15 protein-coding genes and 1 other annotated feature are annotated in these 16,399 nt (G+C 47.6%); all 15 genes read left to right on the plus strand.

Translation table 11 applies throughout. From position 1 onward, the window contains the following. Window positions 1-47: 47 nt before the first annotated feature. Window positions 48-692, plus strand: coding sequence for an RNA polymerase sporulation sigma factor SigH (sigH, locus tag ABE504_RS31130; protein ID WP_126144115.1), 645 nt, complete (start codon window positions 48-50; stop codon window positions 690-692). A gap of 225 nt (window positions 693-917) precedes the next feature. Next, complete coding sequence (gene rpmG / locus ABE504_RS31135; RefSeq protein WP_079418041.1) at window positions 918-1,067, plus strand: 50S ribosomal protein L33; 150 nt, start codon at window positions 918-920, stop codon at window positions 1,065-1,067. A gap of 19 nt (window positions 1,068-1,086) precedes the next feature. Further along, entirely contained in the window at window positions 1,087-1,299 is a 213-nt protein-coding gene (secE, locus tag ABE504_RS31140) for a preprotein translocase subunit SecE (protein WP_126144114.1), read from the plus strand. Between the two features lie 24 nt (window positions 1,300-1,323). Further along, on the plus strand, window positions 1,324-1,857 hold the full coding sequence (gene nusG / locus ABE504_RS31145; protein ID WP_126144113.1) for a transcription termination/antitermination protein NusG: 534 nt from the start codon (window positions 1,324-1,326) through the stop codon (window positions 1,855-1,857). 108 nt (window positions 1,858-1,965) lie between these two features. Continuing rightward, entirely contained in the window at window positions 1,966-2,391 is a 426-nt protein-coding gene (gene rplK / locus ABE504_RS31150; RefSeq protein ID WP_126144112.1) for a 50S ribosomal protein L11, read from the plus strand. An 87-nt stretch (window positions 2,392-2,478) separates the two neighbouring features. Beyond that, on the plus strand, window positions 2,479-3,171 hold the full coding sequence (gene rplA / locus ABE504_RS31155; RefSeq protein ID WP_430096453.1) for a 50S ribosomal protein L1: 693 nt from the start codon (window positions 2,479-2,481) through the stop codon (window positions 3,169-3,171). Between the two features lie 55 nt (window positions 3,172-3,226). Beyond that, window positions 3,227-3,380 (plus strand) — a sequence feature (ribosomal protein L10 leader region). A gap of 67 nt (window positions 3,381-3,447) precedes the next feature. Then, window positions 3,448-3,957, plus strand: a complete 510-nt coding sequence (rplJ, locus tag ABE504_RS31160; RefSeq protein WP_430096455.1) for a 50S ribosomal protein L10 — start codon at window positions 3,448-3,450, stop codon at window positions 3,955-3,957. 63 nt (window positions 3,958-4,020) lie between these two features. After that, window positions 4,021-4,386, plus strand: a complete 366-nt coding sequence (gene rplL / locus ABE504_RS31165) for a 50S ribosomal protein L7/L12 (RefSeq protein WP_430096457.1) — start codon at window positions 4,021-4,023, stop codon at window positions 4,384-4,386. Window positions 4,387-4,537: 151 nt separating this feature from the next. Next, window positions 4,538-5,134, plus strand: coding sequence for a class I SAM-dependent methyltransferase (locus tag ABE504_RS31170; protein ID WP_430096459.1), 597 nt, complete (start codon window positions 4,538-4,540; stop codon window positions 5,132-5,134). Window positions 5,135-5,498: 364 nt separating this feature from the next. After that, on the plus strand, window positions 5,499-9,038 hold the full coding sequence (gene rpoB, locus ABE504_RS31175) for a DNA-directed RNA polymerase subunit beta (RefSeq protein WP_430096461.1): 3,540 nt from the start codon (window positions 5,499-5,501) through the stop codon (window positions 9,036-9,038). A gap of 71 nt (window positions 9,039-9,109) precedes the next feature. Beyond that, complete coding sequence (gene rpoC / locus ABE504_RS31180; RefSeq protein ID WP_430096463.1) at window positions 9,110-12,730, plus strand: DNA-directed RNA polymerase subunit beta'; 3,621 nt, start codon at window positions 9,110-9,112, stop codon at window positions 12,728-12,730. 181 nt (window positions 12,731-12,911) lie between these two features. Next, on the plus strand, window positions 12,912-13,163 hold the full coding sequence (locus tag ABE504_RS31185; protein WP_430096465.1) for a ribosomal L7Ae/L30e/S12e/Gadd45 family protein: 252 nt from the start codon (window positions 12,912-12,914) through the stop codon (window positions 13,161-13,163). Between the two features lie 164 nt (window positions 13,164-13,327). After that, window positions 13,328-13,747 carry a 30S ribosomal protein S12 gene (rpsL, locus tag ABE504_RS31190; RefSeq protein ID WP_126144104.1) on the plus strand — a complete coding sequence of 140 codons (420 nt, stop codon included), beginning with the start codon at window positions 13,328-13,330 and terminating at the stop codon, window positions 13,745-13,747. Between the two features lie 44 nt (window positions 13,748-13,791). Then, on the plus strand, window positions 13,792-14,262 hold the full coding sequence (gene rpsG / locus ABE504_RS31195) for a 30S ribosomal protein S7 (protein ID WP_430096466.1): 471 nt from the start codon (window positions 13,792-13,794) through the stop codon (window positions 14,260-14,262). A gap of 38 nt (window positions 14,263-14,300) precedes the next feature. Then, a complete protein-coding gene (fusA, locus tag ABE504_RS31200; RefSeq protein WP_430096468.1) occupies window positions 14,301-16,376 on the plus strand; it encodes an elongation factor G in 2,076 nt (691 codons plus the stop codon). Window positions 16,377-16,399: the final 23 nt, after the last annotated feature.

Genomic DNA, 16,399 nt, shown 5'->3' on the forward strand with positions numbered 1-16,399 from the left:
ACTTATAGTGAATCTGGGTAGTCTTGCAGGCCGGAGGGATTGTGTTGGTGAGCGTCGACCTCAAAGAACTGAGAATGTATGATTATGACCTCAAGCCAGATGAAGACATCGTCGAAGCCGTCCGTGAAGGCAGCAGCGAAGCGTTGGAATATCTCATCAACAAGTATAAGAACTTTGTGCGTGCCAAAGCGCGTTCTTATTTTTTGATTGGTGCGGACCGAGAAGATATTGTTCAGGAAGGCATGATAGGTTTATATAAATCTATCCGCGACTTTCGAGGGGACAAGCTGGCTTCCTTTAAAGCCTTTGCTGAGTTGTGCATTACGCGGCAGATCATTACGGCGATAAAGACGGCGACACGCCAGAAGCATATCCCTTTGAATTCCTACGTATCTTTGGACAAGCCCATTTATGATGAAGATTCAGATCGTACGCTGCTTGATGTAATTAGCGGATCTAGAGTGACAGACCCCGAAGAGCTTCTTATTAATCAGGAAGAGTTTACGGGTCTGGAAGATAAAATGGGAGAGATTTTGAGCGATTTGGAGCGGAGAGTGCTCATGCTTTATCTTGATGGGAGATCCTATCAGGAGATTGCTGTGGATTTGGACCGTCATGTCAAGTCAATTGATAATGCTCTTCAACGAGTTAAACGTAAGCTTGAGCGATATTTGGAAGTCAGAGACTTATAGAAATGCCCGCGCTGTCTAGGCTGTGCGGGTATTTTTCTTTGTAAATACGTTTAGCGACCGGCCGCGAGGTCTATACTGGTGATACTCTTGCAATTGTGAGACTACCGCCTTGACACTCGGGGAACGGTTGTGATAAAGTAGTTCAGGTAGCCCTGAAAGTCGCTTTCTTTTTGATGCGCTTCAAAGGGCTTTAATTAGAAAGTGTCTATGTAGGAGGTGTACATCATGCGGGTCATTATCACATTAGCGTGCACAAATTGCAAACAAAGAAACTATGCATCCACTAAAAATAAGCGCAACAATCCCGACCGTATTGAGTTGAAGAAATATTGCAAATTTTGCAATGAACATACTGCTCATCGCGAGACTAGGTAGTTCCTTGGAGGTGTAGTTTGTGGGGTTCTTGGCTAGAATGAGACAAAGCTTCGGATCCACTTTTTCCTTCTTCACCGACAGTTGGTCAGAACTCAAAAAGGTTAAATGGCCGAGCCGCAAAGAAATGATTACTTATACGCTTGTCGTTATTGGTACCGTTGCTTTCGTTGCTGTTTACTTTTTTGTGCTTGATCTAGGCATCTCTGAGTTGCTGCGCCTTGTTTTTAAATAAACAGGACAATAGGTGAATTTATTCATGGAAAAAAGATGGTACGTCGTACATACCTATTCCGGGTATGAGAACAAAGTGAAAGCCAATTTAGAGAAACGCGTTGAGTCCATGGAGATGACGGACAAGATCTTCCGCGTGCTTGTGCCGATGGAAGAGGAACTGGTGAACAAGGATGGCAAGAAGAAAGTTGTCATGCGCAAAGTTTATCCAGGGTATGTCCTTGTCGAAATGATTCAAACGGATGATTCTTGGTACGTTGTTCGCAACACACCTGGAGTTACCGGATTCGTAGGTTCTACGGGATCTGGCTCTAAACCAACTGCATTGTTACCAGAGGAAGTTGAATCGATCCTGAAACACATGGGAATGGAAGAGCCGAAGGCGAAGATCGACTTCGAACTCAAAGAAACCGTGCGTGTCAAGGTGGGTCCATTTGCGAACTTCGTCGGCTCAGTTGAAGAGATTGTGGCTGACAAGGGTAAACTCAAGGTACACGTCAATATGTTTGGTAGGGAAACGCCGCTTGAACTTGATTTTGATCAAGTGGAGAAGCTATAAAGCATTGTGACAACCAAAAGGTTTTACCAGGTCTATTCCTTGGGATAGACCTATGTTGGTGGGATGAAGCTCCGCGGAGTCCCATACTACGGCAAGGAGGTGTCTATCATGGCAAAAAAGGTTATTAAAATCGTTAAGCTGCAAGTTCAAGCTGCGAAAGCAAATCCAGCACCACCAATTGGTCCGGCTCTCGGTCAAGCAGGTGTGAACATTATGGCTTTCTGTAAAGAGTTCAATGCTCGTACTGCTGATCAAGCGGGTCTTATCATTCCGGTTGAAATCACAGTGTTCGAGGATCGTTCCTTTACATTCATCACGAAAACGCCTCCGGCTGCAGTTCTTCTTCGCGTCGTTGCTGGTATCGAAAAAGGATCCGGTGAACCAAACAAAAAGAAAGTTGCAACTGTGAAACGCGCAAAAGTTCGTGAAATCGCTGAGCAAAAAATGCCTGACCTGAATGCTGCATCCGTTGAGGCTGCTATGCGCATGGTTGAGGGTACTGCTCGCAGCATGGGTATCGTCATCGAAGACTAATTCCATCTTTGAATGGAATCGCGGCAGCGTCGTGCTAGCCGCTCGGTGGGAGGATCATCCGCTAATACCACTAAGGAGGAAAATTTCATGCCTAAACACGGTAAAAAATACCGCGAAGTTGCTCAGCTTGTAAATGCTGAAACTTTGTACGATCCGTCCGAAGCAATCGAGCTTGTTAAAAAGACAGCTCCTGCTAAATTCGACGAAACTGTTGATGTTGCAGTTCGTCTGGGTGTAGACCCAAGAAAACAAGACCAAGCTGTTCGTGGTGTCGTTGTACTTCCACACGGTACTGGTAAAACAAAACGCGTTCTCGTATTTGCAAAAGGCGAGAAAGCAAAAGAGGCTGAAGCAGCCGGCGCGGATTATGTTGGTGATGCAGACATGATCAACAAAATCCAACAAGGTTGGTTCGAATTCGACGTTTGCGTAGCGACTCCTGACATGATGAGCGAAGTTGGTAAACTGGGTCGTATCCTCGGGGGTAAAGGTTTGATGCCGAACCCTAAAGCAGGAACAGTTACTTTCGACGTTACCAAAGCTGTTCAAGAGATCAAAGCGGGTAAAATCGAATACCGTCTCGACAAAGCAGGTCAAATCCATGCTCCACTTGGTAAAGTATCCTTCGACGCTGAGAAGCTGCAAGAAAACTTCAAAGCATTGGTTGATGCCCTTGTAAGAGCGAAACCAGCAGCTGCTAAAGGTGTATACCTGAAAAACATCGCTGTTTCCTCCACAATGGGACCAAGCGTACGTGTTAACCTGCAATCCTTCAGATAAGTAATAGCTACCAGTTGACTTCGGCCACTGGTCGTGATACTCTATCAAAGGTCCTGACAAACGAATATGCAAACCGTAGACAGTAGGTGCCCTGAGGGCTTAATTTCCTACCGAGGTGTTATGATATAGATTGCGATTTCTTAGTGCTTGCACGGAATGAGTGAACATCATGCCTTCGTAGCGTCTACGAAGGCATTTCTTATTTTTATAAGAAATGCTAGCGCTCCTACTGTTTGCGAACTTGAATCATAAATGCATGAGAAGTGAGGTGTAACTATGGCAAACGCGAAAATTCTTGCAGAGAAACAAGCGGCGGTAGCGGAAGTAACTGAAAAGTTCAAAGCGAGCTCTTGTACAATCGTAGCAGATTACCGTGGTTTGAACGTAGCTCAAGTAACTCAGCTGCGTAAAAGCTTACGTGAAGCTGGTATCGAATTTACAGTTTTGAAAAACTCCTTGGCAAGACGCGCAACAGCAAACGCTGAATTGTCGGAGTTGGATGAGTTCTTGACAGGTCCTACTGCGATCGCATTCAGCAATGACGATATTGTAGCGCCTGCTAAAATCTTGACTGAGTTTGCGAAAAAGAACGATAAATTGAGCGTAAAAGCTGGCGTAGTCGAAGGCCGCGTCGTTGGTTACGATCAAATTAAAGCACTGGCGGATCTTCCGTCCAGAGAGGGCTTGCTCTCCATGTTGCTTAGCGTTCTTCAAGCTCCAGTTCGTAACTTTGCACTTGCTGTTAAAGCAGTTGCTGAGAAGAAAGAAGCTGAAGGTCAAGCTTAAGCTTGACGCTCGAACCGTTTTACAACCCAAAATAAATTTATTGATGATAATGGAGGTTTAACCATGAGCAACAATGCAACTATCCTTGAAGCAATCAAAGGCATGACAATCTTGGAATTGAACGACCTGATCAAAGCGATCGAAGAAGAATTCGGCGTAACAGCAGCAGCTCCAGTAGCTGTAGTAGCTGGCGGCGCAGCAGCAGTAGAAGAAGCACAAACTGAGTTCGACGTAATCCTGACTAGCGCTGGTGCATCCAAAATCAACGTTATCAAAGTGGTTCGCGAAATCACTGGTCTTGGTCTGAAAGAAGCAAAAGACTTGGTTGACGGCGCTCCAAAACCAATCAAAGAAAAAGTTAGCTCCGAAGAAGCAGAAGCTGTTAAAGCTAAGCTGACTGAAGCTGGCGCAACTGTAGAAGTTAAGTAATTTCTTTTACTAGAGAAAACCTCTTGAAGCTTGCCTTCAAGGGGTTTTTTTAGGCGTTATGGAAACCGATGTTTGTACCCTTAGGAAAGCCTTAGGAACGAACGCGCGGCTATGATTTTCCTAACGGTAGAAAGAGGAGGAATTTCTGAGCATGGCCGAACATTATTATACGCAGCAGCCTACGGTGAAACGGAATGTGCAGACGACGAAAGATGTGCTGCGCGGCAGAAGTTTGACCTTTTTGACGGATAGCGGTGTATTTTCAAAGAATGGCGTGGATTATGGCAGTAGGCACTTGATCGAAACGATGGATTTCCCTGAGGATGCCAAGGTACTTGATGTCGGCTGCGGCTACGGGCCGATTGGTTTGAGCGCAGCGCTGATGTGCCCGAAGGGCCATGTCACGATGGTGGACATTAATGAGCGGGCGATCGAGCTTTCGATTCAAAATGCGAAGCAGAACGGGATCGGCAATGTGACGATTCTGCAAAGTGATTTGCTAGAGCAAGTGAAAGAGCAGTGCTTTGATGTGGTTCTGACGAATCCGCCGATCCGTGCTGGTAAAGATGTGGTTCATCGCATTTTTGAAGATGCCCATTCTTATCTTGCGGAAGGCGGCTCGATCTGGGTGGTTATTCAGAAAAAGCAGGGCGCGCCATCGGCGATGAAGAAGCTCGAATCGCTATATGCCGAGGTAGAAGAAGTATCGAAAGATAAGGGCTATCGCATTCTGAAAGCGACCAAATAAACCGTCTTTTAAATTTATGTAAAGACCGGAAAGTATTTGACTTGACATTTCGCATGTGATATTATTAGAAAATGTCAGTATTAAGATGGGACACATGTCTTTAGTTGGCAAAAATGTCAAGTCATTTTTTTCGTCCGGGATGAATAAAATTTAAACCTATAACGTATAATGTTTGAATTTTAGGAAACTCTAACAGGATGGAAAGAAATATTTGGAAATGTGTAAGGCAAAAGGGGAAAACTCATCCATACAGCTGCACAATTCGGACGGGCTCCACGCATGGAGGCGTCCTGAATGCATGTCGGTCGAAGTTTTTCTTCTTTCTTTTTTTATTTATTGAGTAGAGTTGAGGGGTGAATGAAAGTTGGCGGGACATCTTGTTCAATTTGGACGACGTAAACGCAGGACTTATGCACGAATTAATGAGGTGCTGGGCATTCCAAACCTGATTGAAATTCAGCAAAAATCGTACGAATGGTTTTTGGAAGAGGGGCTTCGTGAGATGTTTCAAGACATCTCCCCGATTCAGGATTTCACAGGAAACCTGGTACTGGAGTTTATTGACTATAGCTTAGGCGATCCTAAGTACTCGGTCGATGAATCCAAAGAACGCGATGTAACGTATGCGGCGCCATTAAGAGTCAAAGTCCGTTTGATTAATAAGGAAACCGGAGAGGTCAAGGAGCAAGAGGTGTTCATGGGGGATTTCCCTATCATGACCGATACGGGAACATTCATTATTAACGGCGCGGAGCGTGTAATCGTCTCCCAGCTCGTTCGTTCTCCCAGCGTTTATTATAGCACGAAAGTGGATAAAAACGGCAAGAAAACTTACACCGCGACGGTTATCCCGAACCGTGGTGCTTGGTTGGAATTGGAGACCGATGCGAAGGACATCATTTATGTCCGTATTGATCGTACGCGTAAAATTCCGGTTACGGTCTTGCTGCGTTCTTTAGGTTTTGGCACGGATGCTGAGATTATAGATTTGCTCGGCGACAATGAATATATTCGCAACACGCTCGACAAAGATAACACCGATTCCACGGAAAAAGCGTTGATCGAGATCTACGAGCGTCTTCGTCCAGGCGAGCCGCCGACACTCGAGAACGCAAGAAGCTTGCTCGTGGCGCGCTTCTTTGATCCAAAACGTTACGATCTGGCCAATGTCGGCCGTTACAAAATCAACAAAAAGCTGCATATCAAGAATCGCTTGTTCAACCAACGCCTTGCGGAAACGCTGGTGGATAACGAGACGGGCGAAATTATCGCGGAAGCCGGCCAATTGCTGGATCGCCGCGTGCTCGACGAAATCCTTCCTTTTATTGAAAAAGGGGCAGGAAACAAGGAATTCTCGATTCCAAAAGGCGTTACCGGCGCCGATACGATCCCGGTTCAATGCATTAACGTATACTCGCCACTCGAAGACGGTAAGATCGTTAAAGTCATTTCTAACGGTGTCATTGATAAGACAGTTAAGAACATCACGCCAGCCGACATCATTTCGTCCATTAACTATTTTATCAACTTGCTGCACGGCATTGGCAATACGGATGATATTGACCACTTGGGCAACCGTCGTCTGCGTTCTGTTGGCGAATTGTTGCAAAATCAATTCCGTATCGGTCTTTCCCGGATGGAGCGCGTCGTTCGCGAGCGGATGTCCATTCAAGATGCCAACGTAATTACACCGCAAGCGTTGATCAACATTCGTCCGGTTATTGCGTCTATTAAAGAGTTCTTCGGAAGCTCCCAATTGTCGCAATTTATGGACCAAACAAATCCGCTTGCCGAGCTCACGCACAAACGTCGTCTGTCCGCACTCGGACCGGGCGGTTTGACGAGAGAGCGCGCAGGCATGGAAGTTCGGGACGTCCATCACTCTCACTATGGCCGTATGTGTCCGATTGAGACCCCTGAGGGACCGAACATTGGTCTGATCAACTCCTTGTCGACGTTTGCCCGCATTAATGAGTATGGCTTCATTGAAGCGCCTTATCGCTGGGTTGATCCGAAGACAGGTGTTGTTACGGATCAAATCGCGTATTTGACTGCCGACGAAGAGGATAACTACGTTATCGCGCAAGCGAACGCGGAACTCACCGAAGACAACAAATTTGTTGAAGATGCGATTATCGTTCGTTACAAAGATGACAACTTAACGCTGCCGGTAGAACGTGTCGACTACATGGACGTTTCGCCGAAGCAGGTTGTTTCCGTGGCGACAGCGCTGATTCCGTTCCTCGAGAACGATGACTCCAACCGTGCGCTCATGGGTTCCAACATGCAGCGTCAAGCGGTTCCGCTTTTGATTCCGAAAGCCCCTCTTGTCGGTACGGGTATGGAGCATAAGGTTGCGAAGGACTCGGGAGTATGTATTGTCTCCAAATTTGATGGAATTATCGAAAAGGCTGCTGCCAACGAAATCTGGCTTCGTCGTCAAGAGATGGTCGATGGCAAGCTGGTGAGCGGCAACCTGGTGAAATATAAGCTTCACAAGTTCATGCGTTCCAACCAAGGTACGTGCATTAACCAACGTCCGATCGTGAAGAAGGGGCAGTTGATTAAAGCCGGTGATATTTTGGCTGATGGACCGTCCACAGAACAAGGCGAATTGGCGTTGGGCCGCAACGTGGTCGTTGCCTTCATGACATGGGAAGGTTACAACTACGAGGATGCGATCTTGCTGAGCCAAAAGCTTGTGAAAGAGGATGTCTATACGTCCATTCACATCGAGGAATACGAGTCCGAAGCGCGTGATACGAAGCTTGGACCGGAAGAAATCACACGCGACATCCCGAACGTTGGGGAAGATGCGCTGAAGAACCTTGACGAGCGCGGTATTATTCGCGTTGGTGCCGAGATCGGCGCCGGCGACATTCTCGTCGGTAAAGTAACGCCGAAGGGTGTTACCGAGCTGACAGCTGAAGAAAGATTGCTCCACGCGATCTTCGGTGAGAAGGCTCGTGAAGTTCGTGATACGTCCCTGCGCGTACCGCACGGTACGGATGGTATCGTTGTCGACGTGAAAGTATTTACGCGTGAGAACGGCGATGAGCTGCCTCCAGGCGTAAACCAACTCGTCCGTGTGTACATCGCTCAGAAGCGTAAGATTTCCGAAGGCGATAAAATGGCGGGACGTCACGGCAACAAAGGGGTCGTCGCCCGTATTTTGCCTGAAGAAGATATGCCGTTCATGCCGGATGGTACGCCGGTCGAGGTTGTCCTTAACCCACTGGGGGTTCCTTCCCGGATGAACATCGGTCAAGTGCTTGAAGTTCACTTGGGCATGGCTTCCCGTTACCTCGGCATTCATGCCGCTACGCCGGTATTTGACGGCGCGCGTGAGTATGACGTGTTTGATGCGATGGAAGAAGCTGGCATGCAGCGTAACGGTAAAACGGTTCTGTACGATGGCCGTACAGGTGAGTCGTTCGAACGTGAAGTTACCGTTGGCGTTATGTACATGATCAAACTGGCGCACATGGTTGACGATAAAATTCATGCTCGCTCCACCGGTCCTTACTCTCTCGTTACACAGCAGCCACTGGGCGGTAAAGCACAGTTCGGCGGTCAGCGTTTCGGGGAGATGGAAGTTTGGGCCCTCGAGGCCTACGGCGCAGCGTACACGCTCCAGGAAATTCTTACAGTGAAGTCCGATGACGTTGTAGGACGTGTCAAAACGTACGAATCCATCGTGAAAGGCGAGAACGTGCCAGAACCGGGCGTTCCGGAATCCTTCAAAGTTTTGATCAAAGAGCTTCAAAGTTTGGGTATGGACGTTAAGATCCTGTCCGGCGACGAAGAAGAGATCGAAATGCGCGAAGCGGACGATGACGACGACATCACCAGCGACAAATTAAACCTGAATATCGAAGGCACCGAGCTCGGCGTCAACGATTAAGATAAGCACCGCAATAGATCGAGAACGAAACACGGCAACGTGGTTTTAAATTCTTAAAGGAGGGTTGCTCCTTGATGGACGTTAACAACTTCGAGTTTATGAAAATCGGATTGGCATCACCCGATAAAATTCGCTCTTGGTCCCGTGGGGAAGTAAAGAAGCCGGAAACGATTAACTACAGAACCTTAAAACCTGAGAAAGAAGGTCTTTTCTGCGAAAAGATCTTCGGACCTACGAAAGATTGGGAATGTCATTGCGGTAAGTACAAACGCGTGCGCTATAAAGGCGTCGTTTGTGACCGTTGTGGCGTTGAAGTAACCCGTCAAAAGGTACGCCGTGAACGTATGGGGCACATTGAGCTTGCTGCCCCTGTGTCTCACATCTGGTACTTCAAAGGCATCCCGAGCCGCATGGGTCTCGCACTGGATATGTCTCCAAGATCGCTCGAGGAGATCATCTACTTTGCGTCCTATGTTGTCACGGATCCAGGCGATACGCCTTTGGAGAAGAAACAGCTCTTGTCGGAAAAGGAATACCGCAGCTACCGTGAGAAATACGGGTATGCGTTCCAAGCCGGCATGGGTGCGGAAGCTGTCAAAAAGCTTCTCGTTGACATCGACATCGAACGCGAAGTCGACACGCTCAAGGAAGAATTGAAAACTGCGCAAGGCCAACGCCGCAACCGTGCGATCAAGCGTTTGGAAGTTATGGAAGCATTCCGTAACTCCAAAAACTTGCCTAGCTGGATGGTGCTTGACGTCCTGCCGGTTATTCCACCGGAGCTTCGCCCGATGGTACAGTTGGATGGCGGTCGTTTTGCAACGTCCGACCTTAACGATTTGTACCGCCGCGTGATTAACCGCAACAATCGTCTCAAAAGATTGCTCGATCTCGGCGCGCCTGACATTATCGTGCAGAACGAGAAGCGCATGCTCCAGGAAGCAGTCGATGCGCTGATCGACAACGGCCGTCGCGGCCGTCCGGTTACAGGCCCGGGTAACCGTCCGTTGAAATCCCTCAGCCATATGCTGAAAGGGAAACAAGGGCGTTTCCGTCAGAACTTGCTCGGTAAACGGGTTGACTATTCCGGTCGTTCCGTTATCGTCGTAGGTCCTAACCTGAAGATGTACCAATGCGGTCTTCCGAAGGAAATGGCACTTGAACTCTTCAAGCCTTTCGTCATGAAAGAGCTTGTGAATAAAGGTCTCGCCCACAACATCAAGAGTGCGAAACGTAAAGTTGAGCGCGTAAGCCCGGATGTCTGGGATGTACTCGAAGAAGTCATTAAGGAGCATCCAGTTCTTCTGAACCGTGCCCCCACATTGCATAGACTCGGTATCCAGGCGTTCGAACCGATTCTGGTCGAAGGCCGCGCCATTAAGCTTCACCCGCTCGTATGTACAGCGTACAACGCTGACTTCGACGGTGACCAAATGGCGGTGCACGTACCGTTGTCATCCGAAGCGCAAGCAGAAGCTCGTTTGCTGATGTTGGCATCCGGCAACATTTTGAACCCGAAAGACGGTAAGCCGGTTGTTACGCCTTCCCAGGATATGGTTCTCGGAAGCTTCTATTTAACAACGGACAACAAATTCGCTAAAGGTGCAGGTTCCATTATTCGAACTGTACACGAAGCAGTTTCTTCCTACCAATCGGGTAAAATGGCACTGCATGCACGTGTTGCCATCCCTGCAAGAGCGTTGAATAAAACGAGCTTCACGGAGAAACAACAAAACGCGATGCTGATTACGACGATTGGCAAAATCATTATGAACGAGATCTATCCTGCTGATTTCCCATTCATTAATGAGCCAACAAAAACGAACCTGTTGAACGGTATTCCGGACTCCCACTTTGTGTTTGAGAAAGGTGCCGATCTGCGCGCGATTATGGCGGAGCGCCCTGAGAACAAAGCAGTAGGTAAAGAATATCTCGGTTCGATCATTGCCGAATGTTTCCGTAAATATCACACGACGCAAACGTCGATGATTTTGGATAAAATTAAAGAGCTTGGCTTCACCTACTCCACCAAAGCGGGGATTACGGTTGCGGTCGCAGACGTTGTCGTGCCTACAGAGAAGGCTGGTATTCTCAAAGATTGCGAAGAGAAAGTCCGCGTCGTTACGAACCAATACCGCCGTGGTTTGATTACGGATGAAGAGCGCTATGACCGTGTCATTGCGATCTGGAGTAAAGCGAAGGACGAAATCACGGATATCCTGATGAAATCCCTCGATAAGTACAACTCCATTGCGATGATGGTTGAGTCCAAAGCGCGGGGTAACAAATCGCAGATTACACAGCTTGGCGGTATGCGGGGTCTGATGGCGAATCCATCCGGTAAAATTATGGAGTTGCCGATCAAATCGAACTTCCGTGAAGGCTTGACGATCTTGGAATACTTTATTTCCACGCACGGTGCGCGTAAAGGTCTTGCCGATACGGCGCTGCGTACAGCGGATTCCGGTTACTTGACGCGTCGTCTTGTCGACGTTGCGCAGGACGTTATCGTTCGCGAGGACGATTGCGGTACGGATAAAGGCTTCATGGTGAGCAAAATTCAAGACGGTAAAGAGGTCATTGAGGACCTGTACGACCGTATTGAAGGCCGTTACGCGTTTGAAACGGTTCGTCATCCACAAACGGGTGAAGTCATCGTTAACCGTAACGAATTGATCGAATCCGACATCGCGGATGCGATTATCTCGGCTGGTATTGAGCGTCTGCAAATTCGCTCCGTACTTAGCTGCCGTACGAACCATGGGGTATGTAAAAAATGTTACGGCCGTAACTTGGCGACTGGGCAGTTCGTTGAGATTGGGGAAGCGGTTGGTATTATCGCGGCACAATCCATCGGTGAGCCAGGAACGCAGCTTACGATGCGTACCTTCCATACCGGGGGCGTTGCCGGTGACGATATTACGCAAGGTTTGCCGCGGATTCAAGAGCTTTTCGAAGCGCGTAATCCGAAAGGTCAAGCGATCATTTCCGAAATCGACGGCGTCGTGAAGGAAATTCGCGAGGCGAAGGATCGCCGCGAGATCGAAGTGCAAGGCGAAGCGGAATCCAAAGTATATGCCGTTCCATATGGCTCGCGTGTTCGTGTTGCCTTGAACCAGCAGGTTGAGGCGGGCGACGAGTTGACTGACGGTTCGATCGATCCAAAAGAAATGCTCCGTATTAAAGGTATTCGCGGCGTGCAGAACTACATTCTGCAAGAAGTACAGCGCGTATACCGTAACCAAGGGGTAGAAATTAACGATAAGCATATCGAAGTTATGGTGCGTCAAATGTTGCGTAAAATCCGTATCGTGGATGCGGGCGACACGACATTGCTGCCAGGCTCCTTCGTTGATATTCATGAATATGAAGCAGCCAATAAGGTTGCTCTGTTCGCTGACGCTGAGCCAGCGGTTGCTAGACCGATCCTTCTCGGGATCACGAAAGCATCCCTGGAGACAGATTCCTTCTTGTCCGCGGCATCGTTCCAAGAGACAACTCGTGTCTTGACTGACGCTGCGATCAAAGGTAAAGTCGATCAGTTGTTAGGTCTGAAAGAGAATGTTATCATCGGTAAATTGATCCCGGCAGGTACGGGGATGCCAAGATACCGCAACATTCGCATCACGAATCCGAACGAAGTTATCGAAACGGATGAAGGTGTAGAAAAAGAGACGGTTGCTGTCGAGTAATTGCGCGGCGGAATCGCAGGAGGCGGCCACAGATTGAGGTGTGCCGCCTCTCTTTTTTTTAACTTTATGTGAATTCGGAAAATACAAGCTCCAGCGCCTTGACATGGGGTGTGCCAAAATGCTAATATATCGTAGTGTGCCTAAGTCACTATTCTTTCCTTTCTTTGAAGGGGGGGCCTGAATGTCGTACGATATCGTCAAACAGGCGAAGAATGTTAAGGTGGGTACGAAGAAGGTAACGAAGATTGTCGAGCAAGGCAAGGCGCTCACAGTCGTCGTATCGAGAGATGCAGATCCGCGATTGACGATAAATCTGGTGAACCTCTGCTCGCAGAAGGGAATACCTGTAACCTACGTAGATTCTATGAAGATGCTAGGTAAGGCATGTGGAATTGAAGTTGGAGCTGCGGTAGCAGCTGTTGTAAATGAATAAAAGCTTACGATGTTTTTGTTCGTGGAATTGGTTTTGGTGAATTCTAGCGATTTGCTCGGCCGTCCATAGCAAAGACTTTCTCTTTGCTCATTTATGACTCGCCTGGATCTGTGGGCTTGCAAAAAAAGCACATTATGTTATGACTGTAGGGAGGAGGTAACGAAATGCCAACAATTAACCAATTAGTACGTAAAGGTCGCCAAGCTAAGGTGGATAAATCCAAATCACCAGCTTTGCAAAAAGGGTTTAATGCTTTGAAAAGAGAGGCAACGGATTTGAGCGCTCCTCAAAAACGTGGTGTCTGCACGCGTGTAGGTACAATGACTCCTAAGAAGCCAAACTCCGCACTTCGTAAATATGCTCGTGTTCGTTTGACGAACCGTATTGAGGTGACTGCATACATTCCAGGTATCGGTCACAACTTGCAAGAGCATAGCGTTGTTATGATCCGTGGCGGAAGGGTAAAAGACCTTCCAGGGGTACGTTATCATATCGTTCGCGGCGCGCTTGATACATCCGGTGTTAATAACCGTAAACAAGCTCGTTCTAAATACGGTACAAAACGTCCGAAAGTTAAAAAATAAGCTATACCAAATACGAATGATTCTTGAAAGAAAGGGGGATAACTATGCCTCGTAAAGGTCCAGTTACTCGCAGAGACGTATTGCCAGATCCGATTTACAATAGCAAACTTGTTACTCGTCTGATCAATCGTATTATGATCGATGGAAAAAGAGGGGTAGCTCAGTCCATTCTATATAACGCTTTTAACCTGGTGAAAGACCGTACAGGAAAAGAGCCTATGGAAGTGTTCGAAGCTGCTATCAAAAACATCATGCCAGTTCTTGAAGTTAAAGCTCGCCGTGTAGGTGGTGCGAACTATCAAGTGCCTATCGAAGTGAAACCAGAGCGTCGTACGACTCTTGGTCTTCGTTGGTTGGTCAACTATTCCCGTCTTCGCGGTGAGAAGACAATGGAAGAAAGATTGGCATACGAGATTATCGACGCAAGCAACAGCACAGGCGCTTCCGTTAAGAAACGTGAAGATACGCACAAAATGGCTGAAGCGAACAAAGCGTTTGCGCACTATCGTTGGTAGAATATTGATCGAATTAATGAAAGGAGAAATACCGACCTATGGCTAGAGAGTTCTCCTTAGCAAACACGCGTAATATCGGGATCATGGCTCACATTGATGCTGGTAAAACGACAACGACAGAGCGTATCTTGTACTACACTGGTAAAGTTCATAAAATCGGGGAAGTGCACGAAGGTGCAGCTACGATGGACTGGATGGAGCAGGAGCAAGAGCGCGGAATCACGATTACTTCCGCCGCTACAACTGCGCAATGGAATGGTCACCGCATCAACATCATCGATACCCCGGGGCACGTTGACTTTACTGTAGAAGTAGAGCGTTCCCTTCGCGTGTTGGACGGAGCAGTAGGTGTATTTAGTGCGAAAGAGGGCGTTGAACCTCAATCCGAGACAGTTTGGAGACAAGCTGATAAATACCACGTTCCACGTATTGCTTATGTTAACAAAATGGATATCATCGGTGCAGACTTCCTGCAAGTTGTTCAATCCATGCGTGATAAACTAGGTGCAAATGCAGTCGCTATTCAACTTCCAATCGGTGCTGAGAGTGATTTCAAAGGCATCATTGACCTGGTTGAAGAAGTTGCATATATGTACAAAGACGATCTTGGCAAAGATATCGAGAAAGTGGAAATCCCTGCTGAGTTCAAAGATAAAGTAGCAGAACTGCGTTTGGAACTTGTAGAGAAAGTTGCTGAGCTTGATGAAGAGCTTACAATGAAATATCTCGAAGGTGAAGAACTGACTGTTGCTGAAATCAAAGCAGCACTTCGTAAAGGTGTCTGCGAGGTTAAAATCTTCCCAGTTATCGCTGGTTCTTCTTACAGAAACAAAGGCGTTCAATTGATGCTGGATGCGGTTATCGATTACCTGCCAGCTCCAATTGATGTACCGGACATTAAAGGTACACTTGACGACGGAACTGAAGTGACTCGTAAGTCTGCTGATGACCAACCGTTCTCGGCACTTGCGTTCAAAATCATGACAGATCCTTTCGTTGGTCGCTTAACGTTCTTCCGCGTGTACTCTGGTGTCTTGAACTCCGGTTCCTATGTCGTGAATGCGACTAAAGGTAAACGTGAGCGCGTTGGTCGTATCCTGCAAATGCATGCGAACAGCCGTCAAGAAATCAGCATTGTATATTCCGGTGACATCGCGGCTGCCGTTGGTCTGAAAGATACAACAACAGGCGATACACTGTGCGATGAGAAAAACCCAGTTATTCTGGAGTCCATGAACTTCCCTGAACCGGTTATTCAGCTTGCTGTTGAGCCGAAGACGAAAGCGGACCAAGATAAAATGGGTATCGCCTTGCAAAAACTTTCCGAGGAAGATCCAACCTTCCGTGCTTCGACGGATGAAGAAACAGGCCAAACGATCATCGCAGGTATGGGTGAGCTTCACCTTGAGATCCTCGTAGACCGTATGCTTCGTGAATTCAAAGTTGAAACGAATGTTGGTAAACCGCAAGTTGCTTACCGCGAAACTTTCCGTGCAGCTGCTAAAGTTGAAGGTAAGTTCGTTCGCCAATCCGGTGGCCGTGGTCAATACGGACATTGTTGGGTTGAGTTCGAACCACAAGAAGCAGGCGCTGGCTTCACGTTCGAAAGCAAAATCGTGGGCGGTTCGATTCCAAGAGAATATATCGCTCCAATCCAAGCTGGTATCGAAGAGTCAATGAAGAACGGGGTTCTTGCTGGATTCCCTCTCGTTGACATCAAAGCTACAGTTGTCGATGGTTCCTACCACGATGTTGACTCCAACGAAATGGCGTTCAAAATCGCAGGTTCCATGGCGCTTAAAGCAGCTAAGGAAAAATGTAAGCCGGTTCTTCTTGAGCCAATCATGAAGGTTGAAGTTACTGTACCAGAAGAGTACATGGGCGATGTTATGGGTGACCTTAACTCCCGTCGTGGACGCATCGAAGGTATGGATAACCGTCATGGCGCACAAATCATCCGTGCTAAAGTGCCTTTGTCCGAAATGTTTGGTTACTCCACAACACTTCGTTCGAGAACACAAGGCCGTGGTGTTTACTCCATGGAACTTTCCCATTATGAAGAAGTACCTAAGTCGATTGCAGAAGAAATTATTGCAAAAGGCAAAGGCGCTTAATATAAACTAATAGTCACTCTAAG

Origin of the sequence: Paenibacillus oryzisoli (assembly GCF_050467285.1) — a bacterium.
Taxonomy (GTDB): Bacteria; Bacillota; Bacilli; order Paenibacillales; family NBRC-103111; genus Paenibacillus_E; species Paenibacillus_E oryzisoli_A.

Excerpts from the sequence above, each read along its gene's own strand:
- rpmG (WP_079418041.1), top strand. The coding sequence starts at position 918 with ATGCGGGTCATTATCACATTAGCGTGCACAAATTGCAAACAAAGAAAC.
- nusG (WP_126144113.1), top strand. The coding sequence starts at position 1,324 with ATGGAAAAAAGATGGTACGTCGTACATACCTATTCCGGGTATGAGAAC.
- rplK (WP_126144112.1), top strand. The coding sequence starts at position 1,966 with ATGGCAAAAAAGGTTATTAAAATCGTTAAGCTGCAAGTTCAAGCTGCG.
- rplA (WP_430096453.1), top strand. The coding sequence starts at position 2,479 with ATGCCTAAACACGGTAAAAAATACCGCGAAGTTGCTCAGCTTGTAAAT.
- rplJ (WP_430096455.1), top strand. The coding sequence starts at position 3,448 with ATGGCAAACGCGAAAATTCTTGCAGAGAAACAAGCGGCGGTAGCGGAA.
- rplL (WP_430096457.1), top strand. The coding sequence starts at position 4,021 with ATGAGCAACAATGCAACTATCCTTGAAGCAATCAAAGGCATGACAATC.
- ABE504_RS31170 (WP_430096459.1), top strand. The coding sequence starts at position 4,538 with ATGGCCGAACATTATTATACGCAGCAGCCTACGGTGAAACGGAATGTG.
- ABE504_RS31185 (WP_430096465.1), top strand. The coding sequence starts at position 12,912 with ATGTCGTACGATATCGTCAAACAGGCGAAGAATGTTAAGGTGGGTACG.
- rpsL (WP_126144104.1), top strand. The coding sequence starts at position 13,328 with ATGCCAACAATTAACCAATTAGTACGTAAAGGTCGCCAAGCTAAGGTG.
- rpsG (WP_430096466.1), top strand. The coding sequence starts at position 13,792 with ATGCCTCGTAAAGGTCCAGTTACTCGCAGAGACGTATTGCCAGATCCG.
- fusA (WP_430096468.1), top strand. The coding sequence starts at position 14,301 with ATGGCTAGAGAGTTCTCCTTAGCAAACACGCGTAATATCGGGATCATG.